16 protein-coding genes are annotated in these 19,519 nt (G+C 70.6%); 7 read left to right on the top strand and 9 right to left on the bottom strand.

Annotation, left to right across the window (positions count from 1 at the left end; translation table 11 throughout):
* Positions 1-33: 33 nt before the first annotated feature.
* Positions 34-879 (top strand): bacteriorhodopsin, encoded by an 846-nt coding sequence (locus tag ACOOE8_RS10900; protein ID WP_420391505.1) that lies wholly within the window; start codon positions 34-36, stop codon positions 877-879.
* Between the two features lie 7 nt (positions 880-886).
* Here ACOOE8_RS10900 and ACOOE8_RS10895 read toward each other — a convergent pair whose 3' ends face one another.
* Genes ACOOE8_RS10895 through ACOOE8_RS10875 form a run of 5 tightly spaced genes read right to left on the bottom strand, consistent with a single transcriptional unit; the run spans position 887 to position 6,262 of the window.
* Positions 887-2,125, bottom strand: a complete 1,239-nt coding sequence (locus ACOOE8_RS10895) for a CaiB/BaiF CoA transferase family protein (RefSeq protein WP_420391504.1) — start codon at positions 2,123-2,125, stop codon at positions 887-889.
* On the bottom strand, positions 2,122-3,267 hold the full coding sequence (locus ACOOE8_RS10890; RefSeq protein ID WP_420391503.1) for an acyl-CoA dehydrogenase family protein: 1,146 nt from the start codon (positions 3,265-3,267) through the stop codon (positions 2,122-2,124). The genes ACOOE8_RS10895 and ACOOE8_RS10890 overlap by 4 nt, the downstream gene beginning before the upstream one ends.
* A 3-nt stretch (positions 3,268-3,270) precedes the next feature.
* Entirely contained in the window at positions 3,271-4,350 is a 1,080-nt protein-coding gene (locus ACOOE8_RS10885) for an acyl-CoA dehydrogenase family protein (RefSeq protein ID WP_420391502.1), read from the bottom strand.
* 59 nt (positions 4,351-4,409) lie between these two features.
* Positions 4,410-5,729, bottom strand: a complete 1,320-nt coding sequence (locus ACOOE8_RS10880; protein WP_420391501.1) for a TRAP transporter large permease — start codon at positions 5,727-5,729, stop codon at positions 4,410-4,412.
* Positions 5,726-6,262 (bottom strand): TRAP transporter small permease subunit, encoded by a 537-nt coding sequence (locus ACOOE8_RS10875; RefSeq protein WP_420391500.1) that lies wholly within the window; start codon positions 6,260-6,262, stop codon positions 5,726-5,728. Before ACOOE8_RS10875 ends, ACOOE8_RS10880 begins: the two co-directional genes overlap by 4 nt.
* Positions 6,263-6,608: 346 nt before the next feature.
* Between ACOOE8_RS10875 and ACOOE8_RS10870 the strand changes: the two genes are divergently transcribed.
* The 5 genes from ACOOE8_RS10870 (at position 6,609) to ACOOE8_RS10850 (ending at position 13,160) form a co-directional block, all read left to right on the top strand.
* Positions 6,609-7,745 carry a C4-dicarboxylate TRAP transporter substrate-binding protein gene (locus tag ACOOE8_RS10870; RefSeq protein ID WP_420391499.1) on the top strand — a complete coding sequence of 379 codons (1,137 nt, stop codon included), beginning with the start codon at positions 6,609-6,611 and terminating at the stop codon, positions 7,743-7,745.
* A gap of 63 nt (positions 7,746-7,808) precedes the next feature.
* Positions 7,809-8,945 carry a C4-dicarboxylate TRAP transporter substrate-binding protein gene (locus ACOOE8_RS10865; protein ID WP_420391498.1) on the top strand — a complete coding sequence of 379 codons (1,137 nt, stop codon included), beginning with the start codon at positions 7,809-7,811 and terminating at the stop codon, positions 8,943-8,945.
* Positions 8,946-8,951: 6 nt separating this feature from the next.
* Complete coding sequence (locus ACOOE8_RS10860) at positions 8,952-11,072, top strand: acetate--CoA ligase family protein (protein ID WP_420391497.1); 2,121 nt, start codon at positions 8,952-8,954, stop codon at positions 11,070-11,072.
* A gap of 114 nt (positions 11,073-11,186) precedes the next feature.
* Positions 11,187-11,678: a MarR family winged helix-turn-helix transcriptional regulator gene (locus ACOOE8_RS10855; protein WP_420391496.1), complete on the top strand. Its 492-nt coding sequence runs from the start codon at positions 11,187-11,189 to the stop codon at positions 11,676-11,678.
* A gap of 3 nt (positions 11,679-11,681) precedes the next feature.
* Positions 11,682-13,160: a hypothetical protein gene (locus tag ACOOE8_RS10850; RefSeq protein WP_420391495.1), complete on the top strand. Its 1,479-nt coding sequence runs from the start codon at positions 11,682-11,684 to the stop codon at positions 13,158-13,160.
* 16 nt (positions 13,161-13,176) lie between these two features.
* Here ACOOE8_RS10850 and ACOOE8_RS10845 read toward each other — a convergent pair whose 3' ends face one another.
* From ACOOE8_RS10845 to ACOOE8_RS10830, 4 genes are read right to left on the bottom strand one after another with little or no spacing between them, the layout of a single operon-like run.
* Positions 13,177-13,962: an oxepin-CoA hydrolase, alternative type gene (locus ACOOE8_RS10845; RefSeq protein WP_420391494.1), complete on the bottom strand. Its 786-nt coding sequence runs from the start codon at positions 13,960-13,962 to the stop codon at positions 13,177-13,179.
* A 10-nt stretch (positions 13,963-13,972) separates the two neighbouring features.
* Positions 13,973-15,139, bottom strand: a complete 1,167-nt coding sequence (locus ACOOE8_RS10840; RefSeq protein WP_420391493.1) for an acetyl-CoA acetyltransferase — start codon at positions 15,137-15,139, stop codon at positions 13,973-13,975.
* On the bottom strand, positions 15,136-15,513 hold the full coding sequence (locus ACOOE8_RS10835) for a Zn-ribbon domain-containing OB-fold protein (RefSeq protein WP_420391492.1): 378 nt from the start codon (positions 15,511-15,513) through the stop codon (positions 15,136-15,138). Before ACOOE8_RS10835 ends, ACOOE8_RS10840 begins: the two co-directional genes overlap by 4 nt.
* Complete coding sequence (locus ACOOE8_RS10830; RefSeq protein WP_420391491.1) at positions 15,510-17,657, bottom strand: acetate--CoA ligase family protein; 2,148 nt, start codon at positions 17,655-17,657, stop codon at positions 15,510-15,512. Before ACOOE8_RS10830 ends, ACOOE8_RS10835 begins: the two co-directional genes overlap by 4 nt.
* Positions 17,658-17,865: 208 nt before the next feature.
* Between ACOOE8_RS10830 and ACOOE8_RS10825 the strand changes: the two genes are divergently transcribed.
* Entirely contained in the window at positions 17,866-19,449 is a 1,584-nt protein-coding gene (locus ACOOE8_RS10825) for an acyl-CoA synthetase (RefSeq protein ID WP_420391490.1), read from the top strand.
* Positions 19,450-19,519 lie beyond the last annotated feature (70 nt).

Genomic DNA, 19,519 nt, shown 5'->3' with positions numbered 1-19,519 from the left:
AAGGCGCCGCCGTCCAAAAGGTTCGGAGGCAGCATGCATCTTAACATCGAGAACTTTCTCGAGTTCACCAACCCGGGCTACCAGATCGTCCGGCACCTGTTCGTCCTGTCGGTGGCCGCGTTCGCCGCAGGGCTGGTGTACTTCATCGTGTCGGCGAGCTCGGTCGCCCAGCGCTACCGGCTGTCCTCGTACCTGTCGGGCGTCGTCATGGTGTCGGCGGCGTTCGCGATCTTCCAGCTTTACTCGACCTGGGGCGAGGCGTTCTCGTTCGATCCCGAGAAGGGCCGTTGGGTGCCCGTACCGCACGAGGTGTTCTCCAACGGCAACCGCTACGTGAACTGGTCCATCGACGTTCCGATGCTCCTCACCCAGTTCCTGATCGTGCTCGGGATTGCTGGAGCGTCGTTCTGGGACAAGTGGCGCAAGTTCACCATCGCAGGGCTCGCCATGGTGTGGACGGGCTACGGCGGGCAGTTCTACGAGAGCTACCGCGTCTCCGACGGCGTCGAGATCGTGCCGTTCTGGCTGTGGTTCGCGGTCTCGTCCGTGTTCTGGCTGTACCTTTACGTCGTCCTCGCGCAGGCGATCTCGGAGGTGAAGGCCGAGCTGTCGCCCCGTGTGCGCTCCAGTGTGATGCTCGCCTGGCGGATCCTACTGTTCTCGTGGATCCTTTACCCCGTCGCCTACGTCATCCCGGCGCTGCTGCCGACGGACGACTGGCTGGTGGTGCGGCAGGTGGCGTACGCGGTCGCCGACATCACGTCCAAGCTTGTGTTCGGCATCGTGCTGTCGCGCATCGCGCTGTTGCGCAGCGCCGAGGAGGGGTTCGGACCCGCCATGGAGACGAAGATGGAGGAGCCGGCGCGGCGTCCCGTTTAACGCAACGTCAGCGGCCGAGGCGGATCGTCCCCGCCTCGGCCATCCGCTCGACGGCCGCGTCGTCCAGACCGAGCTCGGCGAGCACCTCGCGGGTGTGCTCGCCGAGCTGCGGCGGTGGCGCCGGCGGCTCGGGAGGGGAGCGCTCCATCACCGGCGGAAAGCGCACCGTCGGCACCGTGGTCCCCGCCGCATCGGTGATCGTGCCGACCATCCGCCGCTCCCTGACCTGCGGGTCGTCGAACACGTCGGCGACGGTGTTGATGGGGCCTCCCGGCACGCCGTGCTCGACCATCCGCGCGATGGCCTCGTCCTTGGTGAGGCGCGCGAACTCGGTCTCGAGGTCCGCCTCGAGCTCTGCGCGGTTCGTGAGCCGGGCGGGGCTCGTTGCGTAGCGCGGGTCCGTCGCAAGGTCGGTACGGCCGAGCATCCGGCACAGCGCCTGGTACTGCCGGTCCACCGCCGAGGCGACGATGACGTGCCCGTCGGCCACCGCGAACACGCGGTACGGCGTGACCGTGGGGTGCGCGTTGCCCATGCGGTGCGGTACGGGCCCGCCCATGAGGTAGCTGTGCGACTGGTTGGACAGGCACGCGATAGTGGCGTCGAGCAGCGCGCAGTCGATGTGCTGGCCCTCCCCCGTGGCGTCGCGATGGCGCAGCGCGGTCTGGATCGCGATGGTGGCGTAGAGCCCGGTCACGATGTCGGTGATGGGCAGGCCAAGCTTGGTCGGCTCGCCGTCGGGCTGCCCGGTGACGGACATGAAGCCGCCCATGCCCTGGATGAGGAAGTCGTAGCCGCCGCGTGGCGCATAGGGCCCGGTCTGGCCGAACCCCGTGATCGAGCAGGTGACGAGGCGCGGGTTGAGCGCGGTGAGCGACGCGTGGTCGAGCCCGTAGCGCTTCAGCCCCCCGACCTTAAAGTTCTCGATCATCACGTCGGCGCGGGCGGCGAGGCGACGCACCACGTCCGCCCCCTCCGCGGAGGCGATGTCGACGGCGATGGACTTCTTGTTGCGGTTGCAGGCGAGGAAGTACGGCGTCAGCGGCCGCTCCGGGTCCGCCGGGTTGTCCTGGAACGGCGGGCCCCAGGCGCGGGTGTCGTCGCCCTGCCTCGGCTCCTCGACCTTGATGACCGTCGCGCCGAAGTCGGCGAGGACCTGCGTCGCCCACGGCCCCGCGAACACGCGGGTGAGGTCGAGGACGACGAGCCCCGCGAGCGGCCCGCCGCGCTCGCCCGCCGCCCTCACCTCAGGCCGAGGCCGCGCGCGATGATGCCGCGCAGGATCTCGCGCGTGCCGCCGCGCAGGGAGAACGACGGCGCGTTGAGCATCGCGTAGTCGAGCGCCGCGTCGTAGTCGCTCTGGGCAAGCTCGGCCGCCTCGCGCGGGACGAGGACGCGGGCGATCTCCGGGATGTCCTGCTCGAAGACCGCGCCGAGGTCCTTCACGATGGTCGCCTGCAGCGACGGGTTCTCGCCACGATGCAGGAGCCCGGCGACGGACCTCGACATGCGGCGCAGCGCCACGAGGTGCGCGGTCAAACGACCGATCGTCACCTCCGCCTCTCGGGACGGGTCGGCCGCGACGACGCGGATCATCTCGGTGAGGAGCGCGAAGGTCGACAGGAAGCGCTCGGGCCCGGAGCGCTCGAACGCAAGCTCGCTCACCACCTGCGACCAGCCCTCGCCCATCTCACCGATCAGCGCCTCCTCGGGCACGAACGCGTCCTCGAAGTTGACCTCGTTGAAGTGGTGCTGGCCGGACATGTCGACGATCGGGCTGACCTTGATGCCCGGCGTCGCGAGGTCGATGAGGAGCTGGCTCGCGCCGCCGTGCCGGTCCTCCGCCTCGCCCGTCTTGCAGAACAGGATCATGTAGTGCGAGCGGTGCGCGTTGGTGGTCCAGACCTTCGTGCCGTTGATCCTGAAGCCGCCGTCCACCGGCTCGGCGCGGGTGCGCGCGGCGGCAAGGTCCGACCCCGAGTCCGGCTCCGACATGCCGATGCAGAAGAAGCACTCGCCGGCGGCGATCCGTGGCAGGATCGTCTGGCGCTGCTCCTCGGTGCCGTACTGCAGGAGGAGCGGGCCGGACTGACGGTCGGCGATCCAGTGCGCGCCGACCGGGGCGCCGGCCGCCAAGAGCTCTTCGGTGACGACGTAGCGCTCCAGCGCGGTGCGACCGTGGCCGCCGTACGTCTTCGGGAACGTCATCCCGAGCCACCCGCGCTCGCCGAGCTTCCGCGAGAAGTCGGCGTCGAAGCCCATCCACGAGCGGATGCGCTCGCGCGGGCCATGGTCCGCCATCGCCTCGGCGACGAAGGCGCGGACCTCCTCGCGCAGGCCGGCAAGGTCCTCGTCGTCGACGGGCGGGGCGAAGGCGATCTGGTCCATCGGTCAGGCTCCGGGGCGCGAGGTGTCGAGGGCGGGCGTGTCGAGGGCGGTGATCATCGACCAGTACCCCTGCGGACCCGCGGCAATGGCCGCCGCGCCGAGCCGGGCGGCCCACTCCGGCTCCGCGCCGAACTCGTCGCGCCAGGCCCACAGGCGTTGGGTGTAGATGTGGAGCGGGTACTCGAAGGTGAAGCCGATCGCGCCGTGAATCTGGTGGCACAGCGCCGCGGCCCTGCTCGCAGCCTCGCCGGCGCGGACCTTGGCGGCGGCGGCGAGGAGCGCCGCGTCCTTGCCCACGAGCCGCTCGGACGCCATGTCCGCGGCGGCGCGGGCGGCGGCGACCTCGCCGGCGACGATGGCAAGGTTGTGCTGGATCGCCTGGAACTTGCCGATGGGCCGGCCGAATTGCTTGCGCTCGCCGGCGTAGGCGACGGTGCGGGCAAGCACGGTGTCGAGCGCGCCCGCCATCTGAAGGCTGCGCACCATCGCGCCGAGGGCGAACAGGCCGTCCGCGTCCACCGGCGAGGGGCCGAGCGCGTCGGCAGCAAGGTCGGCATCCAACACGACGTCGTCGCGCGGCTCGCGGGCGAGGTTGCGGCCCTCCTCGATCCGGCAGGCGTCGGCGGGCACCCTCGCCACGTGCGCGGCACCGTCGAGCTCGACGAGGACCGCAAGGTGCGTCGCGTGACGGGCGTAGGGCACCGCGCGCAGGCGGCCCGACAGCCGCACCCCGTCGCCGCGCCGCTCAACCGTCGGTCCGTCCCCGCGACGGACCGGCGCGAGCGTCACCGGCCCGTCGGCGGTGGCGAGCCCGGCCCGGGCGAGGAGCCAGTTGCCAAGCATTGCCTCGCCGATGGGCACCGGCGCTGCGTTCGCCCCTGCAACGCGCACGATGGCAAGCGCCTCCTCCGGCGCGAAGCCGTCCTCCTCGCCGGCGTAGGTGAGCGCCAGCGGGAAGCCCGCCTCCTCCACCTTCGCCCAAAGCTCGGCCGACCAGACGTCCTCGCCGACCGCGCCGCGCGCCACCGGCTCGATGTCCGCGAACACCTGCTCCGCCGTGTCGGTCAGCAGCGATTGGGTCATCTGAAGGCTCGCCCTCCCCCCCTGTGGACACGCACTTCACAGCGCGGCGGCGTCGCGGTCTAGTCCCCGATCACCGACGGCAGCCACAGCGCGATGGCTGGGAACGCGATGAGGAGCGTCACGGTCACGGCGTCCGACACCACGAACCAAGCGATGCCCCGGAAGATGAGGTGCGTCGGCACGAGGTCGCCGACGATCCCCTTCACCACGAACACGTTGAGCCCAACCGGCGGGGTGATGAACCCGATCTCAAGGAACTTCGCCATCAGGACTCCGAACCAGATGAGGTCGATCGCCTGGGTCTCCAGCACCGGCAGCAGCACCGGGATGGTGAGGAGCATGATGCCGATGGGGTCGAGCAGCATGCCGAGGAGGATCAGGACGACGCCGATGAGCAGGATCACCTGAAGCTGGCTGTAGCCCTGCCCGGAGACGAAGTCGGCAAGGAGCTCGGTGACGCCCGACAGCGCGAAGAACCGCGTGAGGAGCTGCGCGCCGATGGCGATGACGAAGATCGACGCCGTGGTGCGCAGCGTCTCGATGATGGCGGTCTTGAACACGCCCCACGACATCGCCCGCTTGGCGATCGAGATGAGGAAGGCGAGCGAGGCGCCGACGGACCCGGCCTCGGTGGGCGTGAAGACCCCGGAGAACAGGCCGCCGAACACGCCGACGATGAGGAGCCCCACGGGCCAGGTGTCGCGGATCGCAAGGAGCCGGTCCCGCGTCGTCACCCTCTCGTTGACCTTCGGCGCAATCGACGGGTCGATGGAGGCACGGATGCACACCATCACCGAGTAGAGCACCGCAGTGAGGACGCCAGGGATGAAGGCGGCGATGAACAGGGTGCCGATGGGCGCCTCGACGAACACCCCGTAGATGATGAGGATGATCGACGGCGGGATCATCGAGCCGATGGTCCCCGCAGCGGCGACGGTGCCCGTGGACAGGCCCTTGTCGTAGCCCGCCTTCAGCATCTCCGGCACCGCGATGCGCCCCATGGCGGCGGTGCAGGCAAGGCTCGACCCGGTCACGGCCGAGAACATCGCCGCTCCCTGGATCGACGCGATGGACAGCCCACCCGGCAACCACGACAGGAAGTAGCGCGCGAGCCGGAACAACCCCTCCGTCAACCCGGCGTGGAAGCAGAAGAACCCCATGAGGAGGAACATCGGCACGGACGACAGCGTCCAGTGCGCGGTGAAGTCGTAGGGGATCTCCGAGAGCATGCCCGCCGCCGCGCGCGGTCCGAGCAGGACGTAGATGCCGACGATGGAGACGACGCTGAGCGCGATGCCGATGGGCACGCGCAGGAAGATGAAGGCGAGGAGGATCGCGGTGCCGATGCCGCCGATGGCCTCCGGGGGGAGGCCGGTCAAATCGCGCCCGCCCCGTGCTGGGCCTCGCCTTCGGGCAGGCTCGTGTCGCCGCGGGCGAGCCGGGCGATCGCGCGCACGAGCTTGAGGACGAGGAGCATGCTGACGAGCCCGGCCCCCACGGGCACGATGAAGCGGCTCGGCCATGTGATGACCGAGTAGCTTCCCATGATGAACTCACCGACCTCGAACTTGTCCACGGCCACGCGCCACGTATAGAGCGTCAACGCCCCAAAGAACCCTGCGCTGAGCACGTACGCCAGGATGTCGAGGAGGCGTTGGGCGAGTGGCGGCAGGACCGCAGCGATGAGCTCCACTTGGATGTTGCCGTTGATCCGCTCCACGGACATCAGCGGCAGGAACACGACTCCCACCATGTAGTAGGCGGAGACGAGCTCCAGGGTCATCGGCACGGGGGCGTTGAAGAAGTACTTGCCGACGACGTCGGCGGTGACGTGCACCATCATCAGCGTCAGCGCGACGCCGGCGACCGCCATCACAAGGTTCGACAGCGTGACGATCGCCCGATCGAGCACGCGGTTCAGCCTCCGCTGCTCGGTCGCAACGAGTGCCGCGCGCGAGCGTCCAAGGCCCCTCCGTCGCGCCAGACGCGTCGGCCTGCGCGGCTCGATCCCTTCGCCAACGGCTTCCCCTCCCCGGCGTCGTCCGGCGCCCTTGCTGCGGGCGCATCTTGTTCGCCGAGCCCGACGGTAATGACCGCCCGGCCGCCGGTCAACGGACGGCCGGGCGGGGACGGCGGCCTGGCGTGCGGCCGGCCCGCCCTTGCACCTGGCGGCAAACGCGTGATGATGGAGCCTTGCCGGCGCAAGACCGGCGGAGGCGGCACGAGGCCGTCGCAGCAATCATGGGAGGACGGCACTGATGGCCCGCTGGACCACACTCATCGCCGTGACGCTCGTCGCCGCCATCGTCGGCGGACACCAGGACCGCGCCAACGCGCAGACAAGCATGACCGCCTCGATCTGGGTCGGACCCAAGCATCCCGTCGCGGTCGGCGCCTACGACCCGATGATCGAGCGACTCGAGGCGGACGAGGACTGGAACGTGCGCTACTTCCAGGGCGGCGCCCTACTCGGGGCGAAGCCGACGCTATCGGGCGTCTCCGACGGGATCGCCGACGTCGGCATCCTCGCGATGACCTACTTCCCAGCTGAATTCCCGCACGCGCAGATCGTCGCTGACATGGGGCTTGCGACGCCGAACAACCTCGTCGCGCTGGCTGCGATGACCGAGTTCAACCTCCTGCACTGCGACGGTTGCCTCGAGGAGTACGCAGCGCAGAACCTCGTCTACACGGGCACCTACGCGACCTCACCCTACTCGATCATTTCGAAGCAGCCTGTGCGCACGCTCGCCGACCTTGAAGGCAAGAAGATGCGGGTTCCCGGCTCTTTATGGTCGCGCTGGGCGCAGTCCGTCGGCGGCATCGAGGTGAACGTGCCGTCCAGCGAGATGTTCGAGGGGCTCGACAAGGGCGCACTCGACATCGCGATCCAGGCGCCGGGCGCGCTGCGCTCCTACTCGCTGTGGGACACGGCGAAGTACGTCACCGACCTCAACCTCGGCACCTACCACTCCCTCTCGCTCCTCACCTTCAACAAGGACTGGTGGAGCGACCTCACCGACGAGCAGCGCCGCATGTTCCTCAACGAGGCGGCGCGGGCCGGGCTCGATGCGACGCTCGAGTACACCAAGACGGACGAGGAGGTGCTCGCTGAGGTCGCCGACCACGGCGTCGAGGTGATCTCAGCGCCGGCCGAGCTCACCGAGGCCAAGGCTCAGTTCGTCGAGGACGACATCCCCGTCCTCATCGAGGTCGCCCGTGATCAGTACGGCATCGAGGACGCGCAGCCGATGGTCGACAAGATGCAGGAGCTCATCGACAAGTGGGACGGCATCGTCGAGGAGGTCGGCGCCGACAACCGCGACGGGCTGCTCGAGCGGCTGAAGACCGAGATCTACGACAAGCTGCCCGACGACTACGGCGTCGCCGGCTGACCTGCCGCACGCGGCCGGGGCTCGCGCCCCGGTCCCATCCTTCTACCAGCTTCAAGGACTCCCATGCTTCGCCGGACCGCGGCTCGCCGCACCCTCGCCGCGCTCACCCTGTTCGCAGCGGCCACCGCCCCTGCGGTGGCGCAGACCTCCATGACGGCGTCGCTCTGGGTGGGGCCTAAGCACCCGGTCGCCGTCGGCGCCTACGACCCGTTGATCGAGAGGCTGGAGGCGGACGGCGCGTTCGAGGTGCGCTACTTCCAGGGCGGCGCGCTGCTCGGCGCCAAGCCGACCTTGTCCGGGCTCGGCGACGGCATCGCCGACGTCGGCATGCTTGGCCTCACCTACTTTCCGGCCGAGCTGCCCCATGCCCAGGTCGTCGCCGAGATGGGGATGGCGACGCCCGGCAGCCTCGTCGCTATGGCGGCGATGACCGAGTTCAACCTGCTGCACTGCGAGCCGTGCCTCGCCGAGTTCGCCGAGCAGAACCTCGTCTACACCGGCACCTACTCGACCGCGCCGTACCGGCTGATCTCCAACGAGCCGATCCGCACCATGGAGGACCTTGAGGGCAAGAAGTTCCGCAGCCCGGGCTCCTTGTGGTCGCGCTGGGTGCAGTCGGTTGGCGGGGTCGAGGTGAACGTGCCGGCGAGCGAGATGTTCGAGGGGCTGGACAAGGGGGCCCTCGACATCGCGATCCAGGCCCCGGGCGCGCTGCGATCCTACTCGTTGTGGGACACCGCAGAATACATGATCGACCTCAACCTCGGGACCTACCACTCGCTGGCGCTGTACGCCTTCAACCAGGACTTCTGGTCGAACCTCACGGACGAGCAGCGTCGCATGCTGCTCGACGAGGCGGCGCGCGCGGCGGTCGAGACCTCATTCGTCTACCTCGAGACGGACGAGGAGGTGATCGCCGAGGCCGCCGACCACGGCGTGACGGTCATCGAAGCGCCCCAGGCGATGATCGACGCCAAGGTGGCCTTCGTGGAGGCCGACCTGCCGACCATGGTCGAGGTTGCCCGCTCCGAGTACGGGATCGAGGACGCCTCCGGGATGATCGACACGATGCAGGAGCTCCTCGACAAGTGGGAGGGCATCATCGCGGAGGTCGGCGAGGACAACCGCGAGGGCCTCATCGAGCGCCTGAAGTCAGAGGTGTACGACAAGCTTCCCGACGACTACGGCGTCGCATCCTGACCACCCGTGTCGCAGGCCGCTCGCGTCGATCAGGTCCACGCCGGCCCGATGACGCGACGCGACCTCACGCCCCTGTTCGATCCCCGCGTCATCGCGGTGGTCGGCGCCTCCGACGATCCCACCCGCATCGGCGGCCGGCCCATCGCCCACATGGGGCGGTCCGGCTATGCGGGGAGGATCGTCCCGGTGAACCCGAAGTACGACATTATCCAGGGGCTGCCCGCCGTCCGCTCCCTCGCCGAGGCGGACGGAACCATCGACCTCGTCATCGTCGCAGTCGCCGCCAAGCACGTGCCGCAAACCCTCGCTGACGCAGCGGACAAGGGAGCACGAGCGGCGGTGATCTTCTCGTCAGGGTTCGCGGAGGTCGGCGCGGACGGCGCCGCCGCCCAGGACGAGCTCGTCGCCATGGCCCGCCGGCTCGGCATCGTCATGCTCGGGCCGAACTGCCTTGGGCACTACGCGGCGGCCTCCGGCGTCTGCGCCACCTTCGCGAGCCTCTTCGAGCGCGCCATGCCGCCCCGAGGCCCGCTCGCCATCGTCTCGCAGTCCGGCGCCTACGGCACCCACATCGGCCTGCTGGCCGTCGAGCGGGGGCTCGGCATCAGCCACATGGTGACGACGGGCAACGAGGCCGACATCGGCCTGGCGGACTGCGTGTCCCACTTCGCGCACGACCCCTCGGTCAACGTCATCGCCTGCTACTCGGAGGGGCTTGCCGACGGGCGGGCCTTCCTCGCGGCGGCGGAGGAGGCTCGGGGCGCCGGCAAGCCGGTCGTGATGCTCAAGGTCGGGCGCAGCGCCGAGGGGCAGGACGCGGCGCGCTCCCACACCGCCTCGGTCGCCGGCGACGACCGCGTGTTTGGCGAGCTCGTCGCCGAGGCGGGCGTCCTGCGCGTCGACACCACGGCGGAGCTGATGGAGGCCGCCTACACGCTCTCGCGCCGTCCACCGGTAGCGGGCCGCAGGCTCGGCGTCATCTCGGTGTCCGGTGGGGCGTGCGTCCTCATGGCGGACGCGGCTCGGGCGAGCGCGCTCGAGCTCCCAGCGCTCCCTGAAGCCGCCCAGCGGAGGCTGCGCGAGGCGATCCCCATGGGCGCGGTGCGCAACCCGGTCGACACGACGGGCAACGCCATCAACGACATGTCGGTCATCGTGACCGCCATGCGAACGATGCTCGCAGAGGGTGAGATGGATGCGGTCGCCGCCTTCTTCCTCAATTGGGCGGCGAGCCCGACGATCGGTGCACGCCTGCGCGCCGCCATCGCCGAGGCCGCGCGCGGCTACGAGGACAGGACCATCGCCATCGTGATGACCGCCGAGGAGCATCGGTCCGAGTTCGAGGCGATGGGCATGCTCGTGTTCGACGACCCGAGCCACGCGATGCGTGCGCTCGGTCGCTCCGCCTGGGTCGGCGAAGCGCTCGCACGACCGCCGCGGAGCGCGCCGCCCGTCGGCACGCCCGCCACACTTCCGGAGCGGGTCGACGAGGCGGAGGCCACCGCGCTGCTGTCCGCCGTGGGCGTGCCGATGGTCGACGTCCACGTGGCGGCGGACGCCGAGGCCGCAGCGGCCCTCGCCCAGCGGCTCAACGGTCCGGCCGCGGTCAAGGTCCTGTCGCCGGACATCGCGCACAAGTCCGACGTCGGCGGGGTGCGGCTCGGCGTGACGGGCGCTGCGGCCCTCGCCGAGGCTGCCGATGCGGTCCTTGCCGCGGCACGACGGGCCGCGCCGCAGGCCGAGGTCCGAGGCGTCCTCGTCGCGCCGATGGTGTCCGGCGGCGTCGAGCTGATCCTCGGCGGGCGTCGCGACCCGGCATTCGGCCCGGTGGTGGTGATCGGTCTCGGCGGCCTGTTCGTCGAGCTGTTCGAGGACGTCGCCATCGCCGCGGCGCCCGTGGACAAGGACGGCGCCCTGCGCCTCCTCCGCCGCCTCAGGGGTTGGCCCCTCCTCGCCGGCGCGCGCGGACGGCCTCCGGTCGACGTCGAGGCGATCGCCGCCGCCATCGCCCGCTTCTCCATGTTCTTCGCCGCCAACGTCGCCACGCTCGCGTCCGCCGAGGTCAACCCCCTCGTCGCGTTTCCGGACCGCGTCCTCGGCCTCGACGCCGCGTTCACCCGAGGCTGACCCGCTCGCCGGTTTGCCGGATGATGCACAGGTAAAGTATCATCGTGGAGTTCGGACGGTGCCGGTCGCGGCTCGGCGGAACCAAGGGACATCGTCGGCGATGGGGCACTGCGTATGAGGGCGCCGCGGCGGGACGTCCCAACCAACCGGCTCTTGTTCCGCGACGTCGTGCGCCTCAGGACCAGGCTGTTCGATCGCCTGCTCGAGCCGCACGGCATCACCATGAGCCAGGCCTGGGTCCTCGCCTACCTGCTCTGGGACGGCGACCTCAACCAGGTCGAGCTCGCGGCTCGGCTCGAGGTCGGCGCCGTGGCCACGGGCAAGCTCGTTGAGCGCCTGGAGGCGCGCGGCCTCGTCACCCGGACGAGCGACCCCAACGATCGCCGGGCCAACCGCGTGCGCCTGACCGAGCAGGCGTACCCCATCGTCGACGCCATGACCGGTGCGATGCTTGCCACCGACGAGGTGACGTACGCCGGGCTGTCGCCGCAGCAAAGGGAGCTCCTCGAGCATCAGCTTCAGGCCATCCGCGACAACCTCGTCGCCGCGCTCGCCGAGCCCGAGCTCAGCCGTGCCGGACGGTCGCGGTGCGCGGCGGCGGACTAAGCGTTGGACGAGCGCGCTGCCCTTGCACCACCCTCCACGACCTCACCGACCCTCACGGCGGCGAGGAGGCTGACCGCTGGCACGCTCTGCGCCGTGGCGGTGTTCGGCCTCGCCCACCGTCTGTCGGGGGACCTGTGGACGATGCGCATCGCCATCGTCTCGCTCCTCGCCTTCCTCGCCGTAGGGCAGGGCGCGATCCAAACGCGCGAGCGCATCCTCATCGCGGTCGCGGTGATCCTCACCGTCGTCGACCTCAGCGTGGACCCGTCAGCGCCGGCGACGATCACCGGTGCGCTGGCGCAGGCGAGCTTCCTCGCCGCCTTCATGATCCTCATCGGCGTCCTGAAGGACGCCGCGGTGACCTCCGCCTCGGTGCGCGACCTCGGCGAGTACGTCACGCGCCAGAAGCCGAGCCGGCGTTACGGCGCGATCGCGACGGGTGCCCACACCCTGACGGCGCTGACCAACGTCGGCGCCCTGGCGCTGCTCACGCCGCTCATCCAAGCAGGGGTCGCAGCGGGGCGAGCCGCCGGCGATCCGCCGTTCATCTCCGCCATCAAGGAGCGACGGCAGATCACCGCCATGCAGCGCGGCTTCGCGGTCGTCATCATCTGGGCCCCGACGACGGTGACGCAGGCGCTGCTCATCACGATGTTCCCCGGAGCGGCGGCGACGACGATCCTCGTCGCCGGGCTGGGCCTTGCCATCCTGTGGATGGGGGTCGGCTGGCTCGAGGACCTGGTGCGGTGGCGCGCGACCCTCAAAACGCTCACGCAGACCGGCGGACTTCCCCAGCGCCGTCCTCCGCTGCCGGCACCACGCGGCGCCATGGCCGACCTTGTCGCGGTGATCCTCGCCCTCCTCGTCGCCGTCGTCGTCGCGGCCCAAGCGTTCGACACCGAGGTCGTTCCCGCGCTGATGATGGTGGCGCCGCTCGTCACCGTCGGCTGGATCGCGACGCAGAACGCCGGCCTTGGTGCCCGCGCGGCCGGGGTGGTGCGCCGGCGCGCCGTCGGGCTTCTCACTCGCACGGTGCCACAATCTGCGCCGGAGGCGGTGACGCTCGCCGCTGCCGGCTACGTCGGCGCGATGCTCGCCGCCGTCGTTCCGCCCGAAGCGGTCGCCTGGACGCTGGAGTTCGGCCCGGTGGGGCAGTTCGCCGTCGTCGCGGTGCTTCCCATCGCCATCGTCGCGTTGGCGCAGGTCGCCGTCACGCCCATCGTGTTCTCGGTGTTCATCGCGTCGGCGTTCGCCGACCTCGGCGCGCTGCCCGGTCCCCCAGCGCTGATGATCCTGTCCATCGCTGCCGGCTGGTCGCTGTCGTTGACGTGCTCGCCCTACACGGCCGGTCCGCTCATCCTGCGCCGCCTGTCCGGCCTCGACCCCTTCGACCTCGCGTGGGGCTGGCACTGGGCGTACAACGCCGCGGCCTACCTGACGCTCGTCGCGTACCTCGGCGTGGTAGCGGCGTTCGTCTGGTAGGCCGCCCGCGCGCCGCTCAGCCGACCGCCGCGAAGTCCGGCTTGCGCTTCTCGAGGAACGCGGAGATGCCCTCCTTGGCCTCCGCGCCGCCGAGCGAGGTCGCGATGCCCTCGGCCTCCGCCTCGAGCTGCTCCTCCATGGACGCGTGGGACGCCGCCTCCACCAGGCGCTTGCCGCGGGCGATGGCGTCGGCCGGACCCCGAGCGATCTCCGCCGCCCACGCCTCGCTGGTGGACACCGCGGTGCCGGGCTCGACGAGGCGGTTGACCATGCCGAGCTGGTGGAGGCGCTCGACCGGCACGCGGTCGCCGGTCCACACCATCTCCTGCAGGAACTGGCGGGGCACACCCCGGCCGAAGAACACCGTCGAGCCGCCGTCCGGCGTGAGCCCGATCTTGACGTAGGCCACCGACATGTACGCGTCGCGCGCTGCCACCACGAGGTCGCAGGCCATGGCGAGGGCAGCTCCCGCGCCGGCGGCGCCGCCCTCCACCGCGGCGATGATCGGCAACCGTGAGGCACGCATGGTGCGCACCATGTCGTGCAGCTTCTCGACGCTCGACATGGTCTGCTCGCGGGTGCCGCCGACCCGCGCCTTGAGCCCCGACATGTTGCCGCCGGAGCAGAAGAAGCCGCCTGCGCCGGTCAGCACGATTGCCTTGATGGAGCGGTCCGCGTCCGCCGCGGTGAGCGCCTCACGCATCCCCACATAGAAGTCGGCGCTGATCGAGTTGCGCGTCGCCGGGTCGTTGTTGACGAGCGTGAGGACCGAGCCGGTCCGCTGCTGCTCGATGCGTGCCATGGTGCTCTCCTCAAACGGTGTCCTGGTGTCCCCACACGGTGGTGACCTGGCTCGACAGGACGCCGCCGTTGCCGTGGGCGAGGCTGAGCTTGACGCCGTCCACCCAGCCGCCGGGCTCACGGTGCCCCTCGTCCGACCCTGCTGCGGCGCGCACTTGGCGGATCGCCTCGATGGTCACGAAGAGCCCATACATGCCCGGGTGCACCGCCGACAGCCCGCCGCCGTTGGTGTTGAGCGCCAGTGAGCCGCCCGGCTCGATGCGCCCGTCCGAGACGACGTCCTTGCCCTCGCCCTTCGCGCAGTAGCCGAGGTCCTCGAGGAACAGGATCGGGTTGATGGTGAACGCGTCGTAGAGCTGGACGGTGTCCATGTCCGCGATGCCGTACCCGGCCATCTCGAACGCGCGCGGCCCGCTGTCGGCCGTCGCGGTGCGCGTGAGGTCGGGCATCGCCGAGATCATGCGGTGGTGGTGCTCCATCGCCGCGCCGAGCAGGAAGACCGGCGGACGTGGCCCGTCCTTCGCCCGGTCGGCCCGGGTCAGCACGATGGCGGCCGCACCGTCGGTGACGAGGCAGCAGTCCCGCACCGAGAGCGGATCGGAGACCATGCGCGCCGACAGGACATCGTCGACGGTGAGCGGGTCGCGCATGTACGCTTCGGGGTTGAGCTGGGCCCACTTGCGCGCCGCCACCGCGACGTTCGCGAGGTGCTCGCGCGTGGCGCCGAACTCGTAGAAGTAGCGCGAGGCGGCGAGCGCGTAGGCCGTCACCGGCATGCGCGGCTTGTAGACCGCCTCGTAGGGCATCGGCTCGGAGGCGGAGCGGAAGCCGCCGCCCGAGCGCTGGGCCGAGCCGTAGGCGATGACGGCGACGTCGATGAGCCCGGCGTCGAGCGCCATCGCCGCGGTCAGCGCGTGCTCCATGAAGGAGGAGCCGCCGAGGTTGGTGTTGTCGGAGTACCTCGGGCGGATGCCGAGGTGCTCGGCAAGGCTCATGGAGGCCATGGCATGGACGGCCGTGGCGGCGAACACGCCGTCCACCTCGGACATCGCGATGCCCGCGTCCGCCAGCGCCATGCGCGCGGCGTCGGCCATCATCTCCACCTCCGAGCGGCCCTCGGAGGACATCACACCCGTCGTCGCGAGCCCGACGCAGGCGGCCTTGGCGCGCAGGCTCATGCGGAGGCCTCCGGGCGCCAGACGATCGCGGTCGCGCCCTCGACGTCGGCGATCTCGGCGGTCAGCGGCTGGCCGATGGCGACCTCGCCCGGCTCGACGCCGACGACCCGCGCCAGCATCCGCGGCCCCTCCTCGAGGTCCACCATGGCGAGCGTGAAGTCGCCGCCCTGCTCGGGGCGCCGACGATTGACGGTCACCGCGTACACCGTGCCGCGGCCGGACGCCTCGACCCATTCGAGCTCGGCGCCGGTCCCGGGCTCGCACACCCGCGGGTAGAACACGTGCTTGCCGCTCGGGGCGCGCTGGATCATGAACCGTCCCTTGGCGAGGTAGTCCTGGTAGGTCTTCTCCGGACCCATCGCGGTGTCGCTCACGTGGTTCTCCCCGCGGGCGCGGCCTGCGCTTCGGTGTTGGCCATCATCGGCCCTCCGTTCTCCTGGGTGGTGACGAGGAGCGCGTCGAGGGCGATGACGCCGTCCGCCGAGGCGCGCAGGGGATTGATCTCGACGCTCTCGAGCCGGTCCGCGTTGGCGGCGGCGAAGCGCGACAGCGCGGCGATGGCCTCGGCGAGCGCGGCGAGGTCGGCGGGCGGCGTGCCCCGCGCCCCCTTGAGCAGCGCCGCGCCGGACAGCTCGTCGATCATCGCTCGAGCCGTGCCGGGGTCGACGGGGGCCGGCCGGCAGGCGACGTCCTTCAGCACCTCGGTGAAGATGCCGCCGAGGCCGAACAGCACGATCGGCCCGAACACGGGATCGACCTTCGCGCCGAGGATCGTGTCGACCCCCTCCCCCACCATCGGGGAGACGAGGACGCCGTCGACCGTGGCGCCCGGCACGTGCTTGCGGACGGCGGCGAGGATCGCGTCGTAGGCCTCCCCCGCCGCATCGCCCTCGACGCCGAGGCGCACGCCGCCGACGTCCGACTTGTGGAGGACGTCCGCGGAGGCGACCTTGAGCGCCACCGGGCCGCCGAGCTCGCGCGCCGCGGCGACCGCGGCCTCGCGGCTCGTGGCAAGGCGGTCCTCGACCATCGGGAGGCCAGCCGCAGCGAGGACCGCCTTCGCCTCCCGCTCGCCGACCGGCCCTAAGGGCAGCGTGGACGGCGCCGGCAGTTTGACCTCCGCGCGGGGGGGATGGTCGAACGCCTCGCCGAAGAACATCATCGCCGCCATCGCCTCGACCGCCCGCGTCGGGTCCTCGAAGCACGGGTAGCCCTGCGCCTCGTAGAGCGCGCGGATGTCGTCGGGCGCGACGATGGAGTTGATGAACAGCTTGTCGCGCCGCTCGCCCATCGCCTGGTTGAGCCCGTCGAGGAGGGGCTTCGCGAGCGTCGGCGAGCTCGCCACCGCGGACCAGAAGCCGACGAGCCCGTCGTAGCCGCCGCGGTCGAGCATCGCCGCCGTGAAGCGCGGCACAAGGGTGAGGTCGTTGAAGAACTGCGCGGTGACGTCCACTGGGTTGCGCGCCGACGCGAACGGGACGATCCGCACGATCTCGTCCTGCACGTCGCGCGGCATCTCCGGCGCCTCAAGCCCCGCGTCCTCCGCTGCGTCCGCCATCAGGACGCCCGCGCCGCCGGAGATCGTCACGATGCCGAGCTTGCGCCCTGCCGGGTAGATCCGCGGCCTGGCGGCGTAGGCGACGTCCAGCATCTCCTCGGTGGAGCGGGCGCGCCAGGCGCCGAACTCCCTGAGGACGGCGTCGTAGACCCGGTCCTCGCCGGCGAGCGAGGCGGTGTGGGAGGAGGCCGCCGCCGCGCCCACCGTAGAGCGGCCCACCTTCATGAAGACGACGGGCTTCCTCGCCGCCCGCGCGGTCTCGAGCGCCCGCATCAGGACCGCGCCGTCCTTCACCCCCTCGGCGTAGGCGCAGATCGTGTGGACGTCGTCTTCCCGGGCGAGGAGCTCGATCACCTCGGCCACGTGGACGTCGCACTCGTTCCCCGTCGTCAGCCAGTAGGAGATGCCGAGCCCCTTCTGCTGCGCAAGGAACCCGATGTGGCTGCCGTAGGCGCCGGACTGGCTGGCGATGGCGACGCCGCCCGGACGCGGGATGAGCCGCTCGATGGTGCCCGAGAAGGTCGGATAGAAGTTGTGCGCGGAATTATACAACCCGAGGCAGTTGGGGCCTATCACCCTGACACCCGTCTCCCTGGCGACGGCGACGATCTCATCCTGCAGCCTGCCGCCGGCGGCGTTCATCTCCGCGAAGCCGGAGGAGAAGATGAGGACGGCCTTGGCGTTCCGCTCCGCCGCCTGGCGCACGACCTCCGGCACCGTAGCTGCCGGGGTCGCAACGAGGACGAAGTCGACGTCCGCACCGATGTCGTCGAGGGAGGGGTAGGCGGTCAGCCCCTGCACGGTGTCGCGCGTCGGGTTGACCGGGTAGATCGCGCCCCCGAACCCCTTCGACTTCATGTACGAGAGCGGCCGCCCGCCGATCCGCAGCGGGTTGTCCGACGCGCCGACGATGGCGACGGAGCGCGGAGTCAGGAGGTCGGCGAGCGTGGTGCGGCTCATCGTGACCGGCTCGACATGTCCGGCGGTCGTAAGCGGGATGCGAGGGCGATCTTCACGCGGCGGTTGTCGTTTCTTGTGTGAGCCGAGGGCTGGGACGCTAGCAGTTGCCCGCCAGGGTGAAAAGGCGTTTCACTTTCGCGCGACGCTGCACGGTCCCAGCCTCGATCGTGGAGCTCGGAGGAACAACAATGAGCGCCGGGAGGCTGACATGACGGGCGTCGACACGAGCGCCGACGCGGTCCCTGAGGAGGCGTGCCACATCGGCACCCATGCGGCGAAGACGCCGGATCGAACCGCCATCCACTTCGCCCCCACCGGAGAGCGGCTGAGCTTCGCGGACGTCGAGGCGCTGTCGAACCGCGCCGCCAACCTCCTACGCGCCTGCGGGCTCCGACGCGGCGAGCGCTGCGCCGTCTTCATGGAGAACCGCATCGAGCTCCTGCCGCTCTTCTGGGGCGCGCAGCGGTCCGGCCTGCGCGTCACCGCCATCGCGACGCACCTCACCACGGCCGAGGTCGCCTACATCCTCGCCGACTCCGGCGCGAAGGCGCTGTTCACCAGCGCGCGCAACGCCGACGTCGTCACTGAGGTCGAGGTGCCGGACCTTCCCGCAGCGAACCGCTTCATGCTGGGCACCCCGGTCGGGGGCTTCCGCGACCTTTCCGCTGCGCTCGCCGAGCAGCCCACGACGCCCATCGCCGATCAGGCCGAGGGCGTCGAGATGCTTTACTCCTCCGGCACAACGGGCCGCCCGAAGGGGGTCCTGAGGCCGATGCCGGATGTCGCGTTCGGCACATCCTCGGCCGGCTACAACCATTGGGCGAAGCTCTACGGCGTCGACGAGGGGACGGTGTACTTCCACCCCGCCCCGCTCTACCACGCCGCGCCGCTCGTATGCTCGCTGCGCGTGCTGCGCTTCGGCGGGTCGATCGTCATGGTCGACCGGTTCGACGCCTCGCGCGCGCTAAAAATCATCGAGGAGCACCGCCCGACCCACAGCCAGTGGGTGCCGACGCACTTCGTGCGCCTCCTTCGGCTGCCGGAGGCGGAGCGCGCCGCGGCGGACGTATCGAGCCTCAGGATCGCGATCCATGCCGCCGCGCCCTGCCCCATCGAGGTCAAGCGCCGCATGATCGCGTGGTGGGGACCGATCATCCACGAGTACTACGCGGGCTCGGAGGGGAACGGCTACGTGTGCCTCGACAGCCACGAGTGGCTCAAGAAGCCCGGGTCCGTCGGCCGCGCGCAGGTCGGCCGCCTGAGGATCTGCGACGACGAGGGCGACGAGGTCCCCGTCGGCACCGAGGGCACGGTCTACTTCGAGGGCGGGCCCACCTTCGAGTACCACAACGATCCGCAGAAGACGGCGGGCTCGCGCAACCGGCATGGCTGGTCGACCTTGGGCGACGTCGGCCACCTCGACGCGGACGGCTACCTGTTCCTCACCGACCGCAAGACGTTCATGATCGTCTCCGGCGGGGTGAACATCTACCCGGCCGAGATCGAGGGGACGCTGATCACCCATCCGAAGGTGGAGGACGTCGCCGTGTTCGGCGTGCCCAACGAGGACTTCGGCGAGGAGGTCAAGGCGGTGGTCCAGCCGCGCCCGGACCACCTCGGCGAGGCGGGGCTCGCCGACGAGCTCATCGGTTGGTGCCGCGGGCGCCTCAGCCGCGTGAAGTGCCCACGCTCGGTGGACATCGTCGACGCGCTTCCCCGGGCGGAGAACGGCAAGCTTTACAAGAAGGTGCTGCGCGACGCGTACTGGCCGCAGGGCGCACGCCGCATCTGACTACGGCGCAAACTTCGGGCCCGAATTGACTCGTCCGGGACGGCATGTTCGCCTCGCGGTCCGCCCGCGG

The organism is Acuticoccus sp. (assembly GCF_965213555.1).
Lineage (GTDB): Bacteria > Pseudomonadota > Alphaproteobacteria > Rhizobiales > Amorphaceae > Acuticoccus.
This window is presented reverse-complemented; position numbering and strand designations above follow the sequence as displayed.

Excerpts from the sequence above, each read along its gene's own strand:
- ACOOE8_RS10840 (WP_420391493.1), bottom strand. The coding sequence starts at position 15,139 with ATGAGCCTGCGCGCCAAGGCCGCCTGCGTCGGGCTCGCGACGACGGGT.
- ACOOE8_RS10855 (WP_420391496.1), top strand. The coding sequence starts at position 11,187 with ATGAGGGCGCCGCGGCGGGACGTCCCAACCAACCGGCTCTTGTTCCGC.
- ACOOE8_RS10845 (WP_420391494.1), bottom strand. The coding sequence starts at position 13,962 with ATGGCACGCATCGAGCAGCAGCGGACCGGCTCGGTCCTCACGCTCGTC.
- ACOOE8_RS10825 (WP_420391490.1), top strand. The coding sequence starts at position 17,866 with ATGACGGGCGTCGACACGAGCGCCGACGCGGTCCCTGAGGAGGCGTGC.
- ACOOE8_RS10870 (WP_420391499.1), top strand. The coding sequence starts at position 6,609 with ATGGCCCGCTGGACCACACTCATCGCCGTGACGCTCGTCGCCGCCATC.
- ACOOE8_RS10830 (WP_420391491.1), bottom strand. The coding sequence starts at position 17,657 with ATGAGCCGCACCACGCTCGCCGACCTCCTGACTCCGCGCTCCGTCGCC.
- ACOOE8_RS10900 (WP_420391505.1), top strand. The coding sequence starts at position 34 with ATGCATCTTAACATCGAGAACTTTCTCGAGTTCACCAACCCGGGCTAC.
- ACOOE8_RS10890 (WP_420391503.1), bottom strand. The coding sequence starts at position 3,267 with ATGGACCAGATCGCCTTCGCCCCGCCCGTCGACGACGAGGACCTTGCC.
- ACOOE8_RS10865 (WP_420391498.1), top strand. The coding sequence starts at position 7,809 with ATGCTTCGCCGGACCGCGGCTCGCCGCACCCTCGCCGCGCTCACCCTG.
- ACOOE8_RS10885 (WP_420391502.1), bottom strand. The coding sequence starts at position 4,350 with ATGACCCAATCGCTGCTGACCGACACGGCGGAGCAGGTGTTCGCGGAC.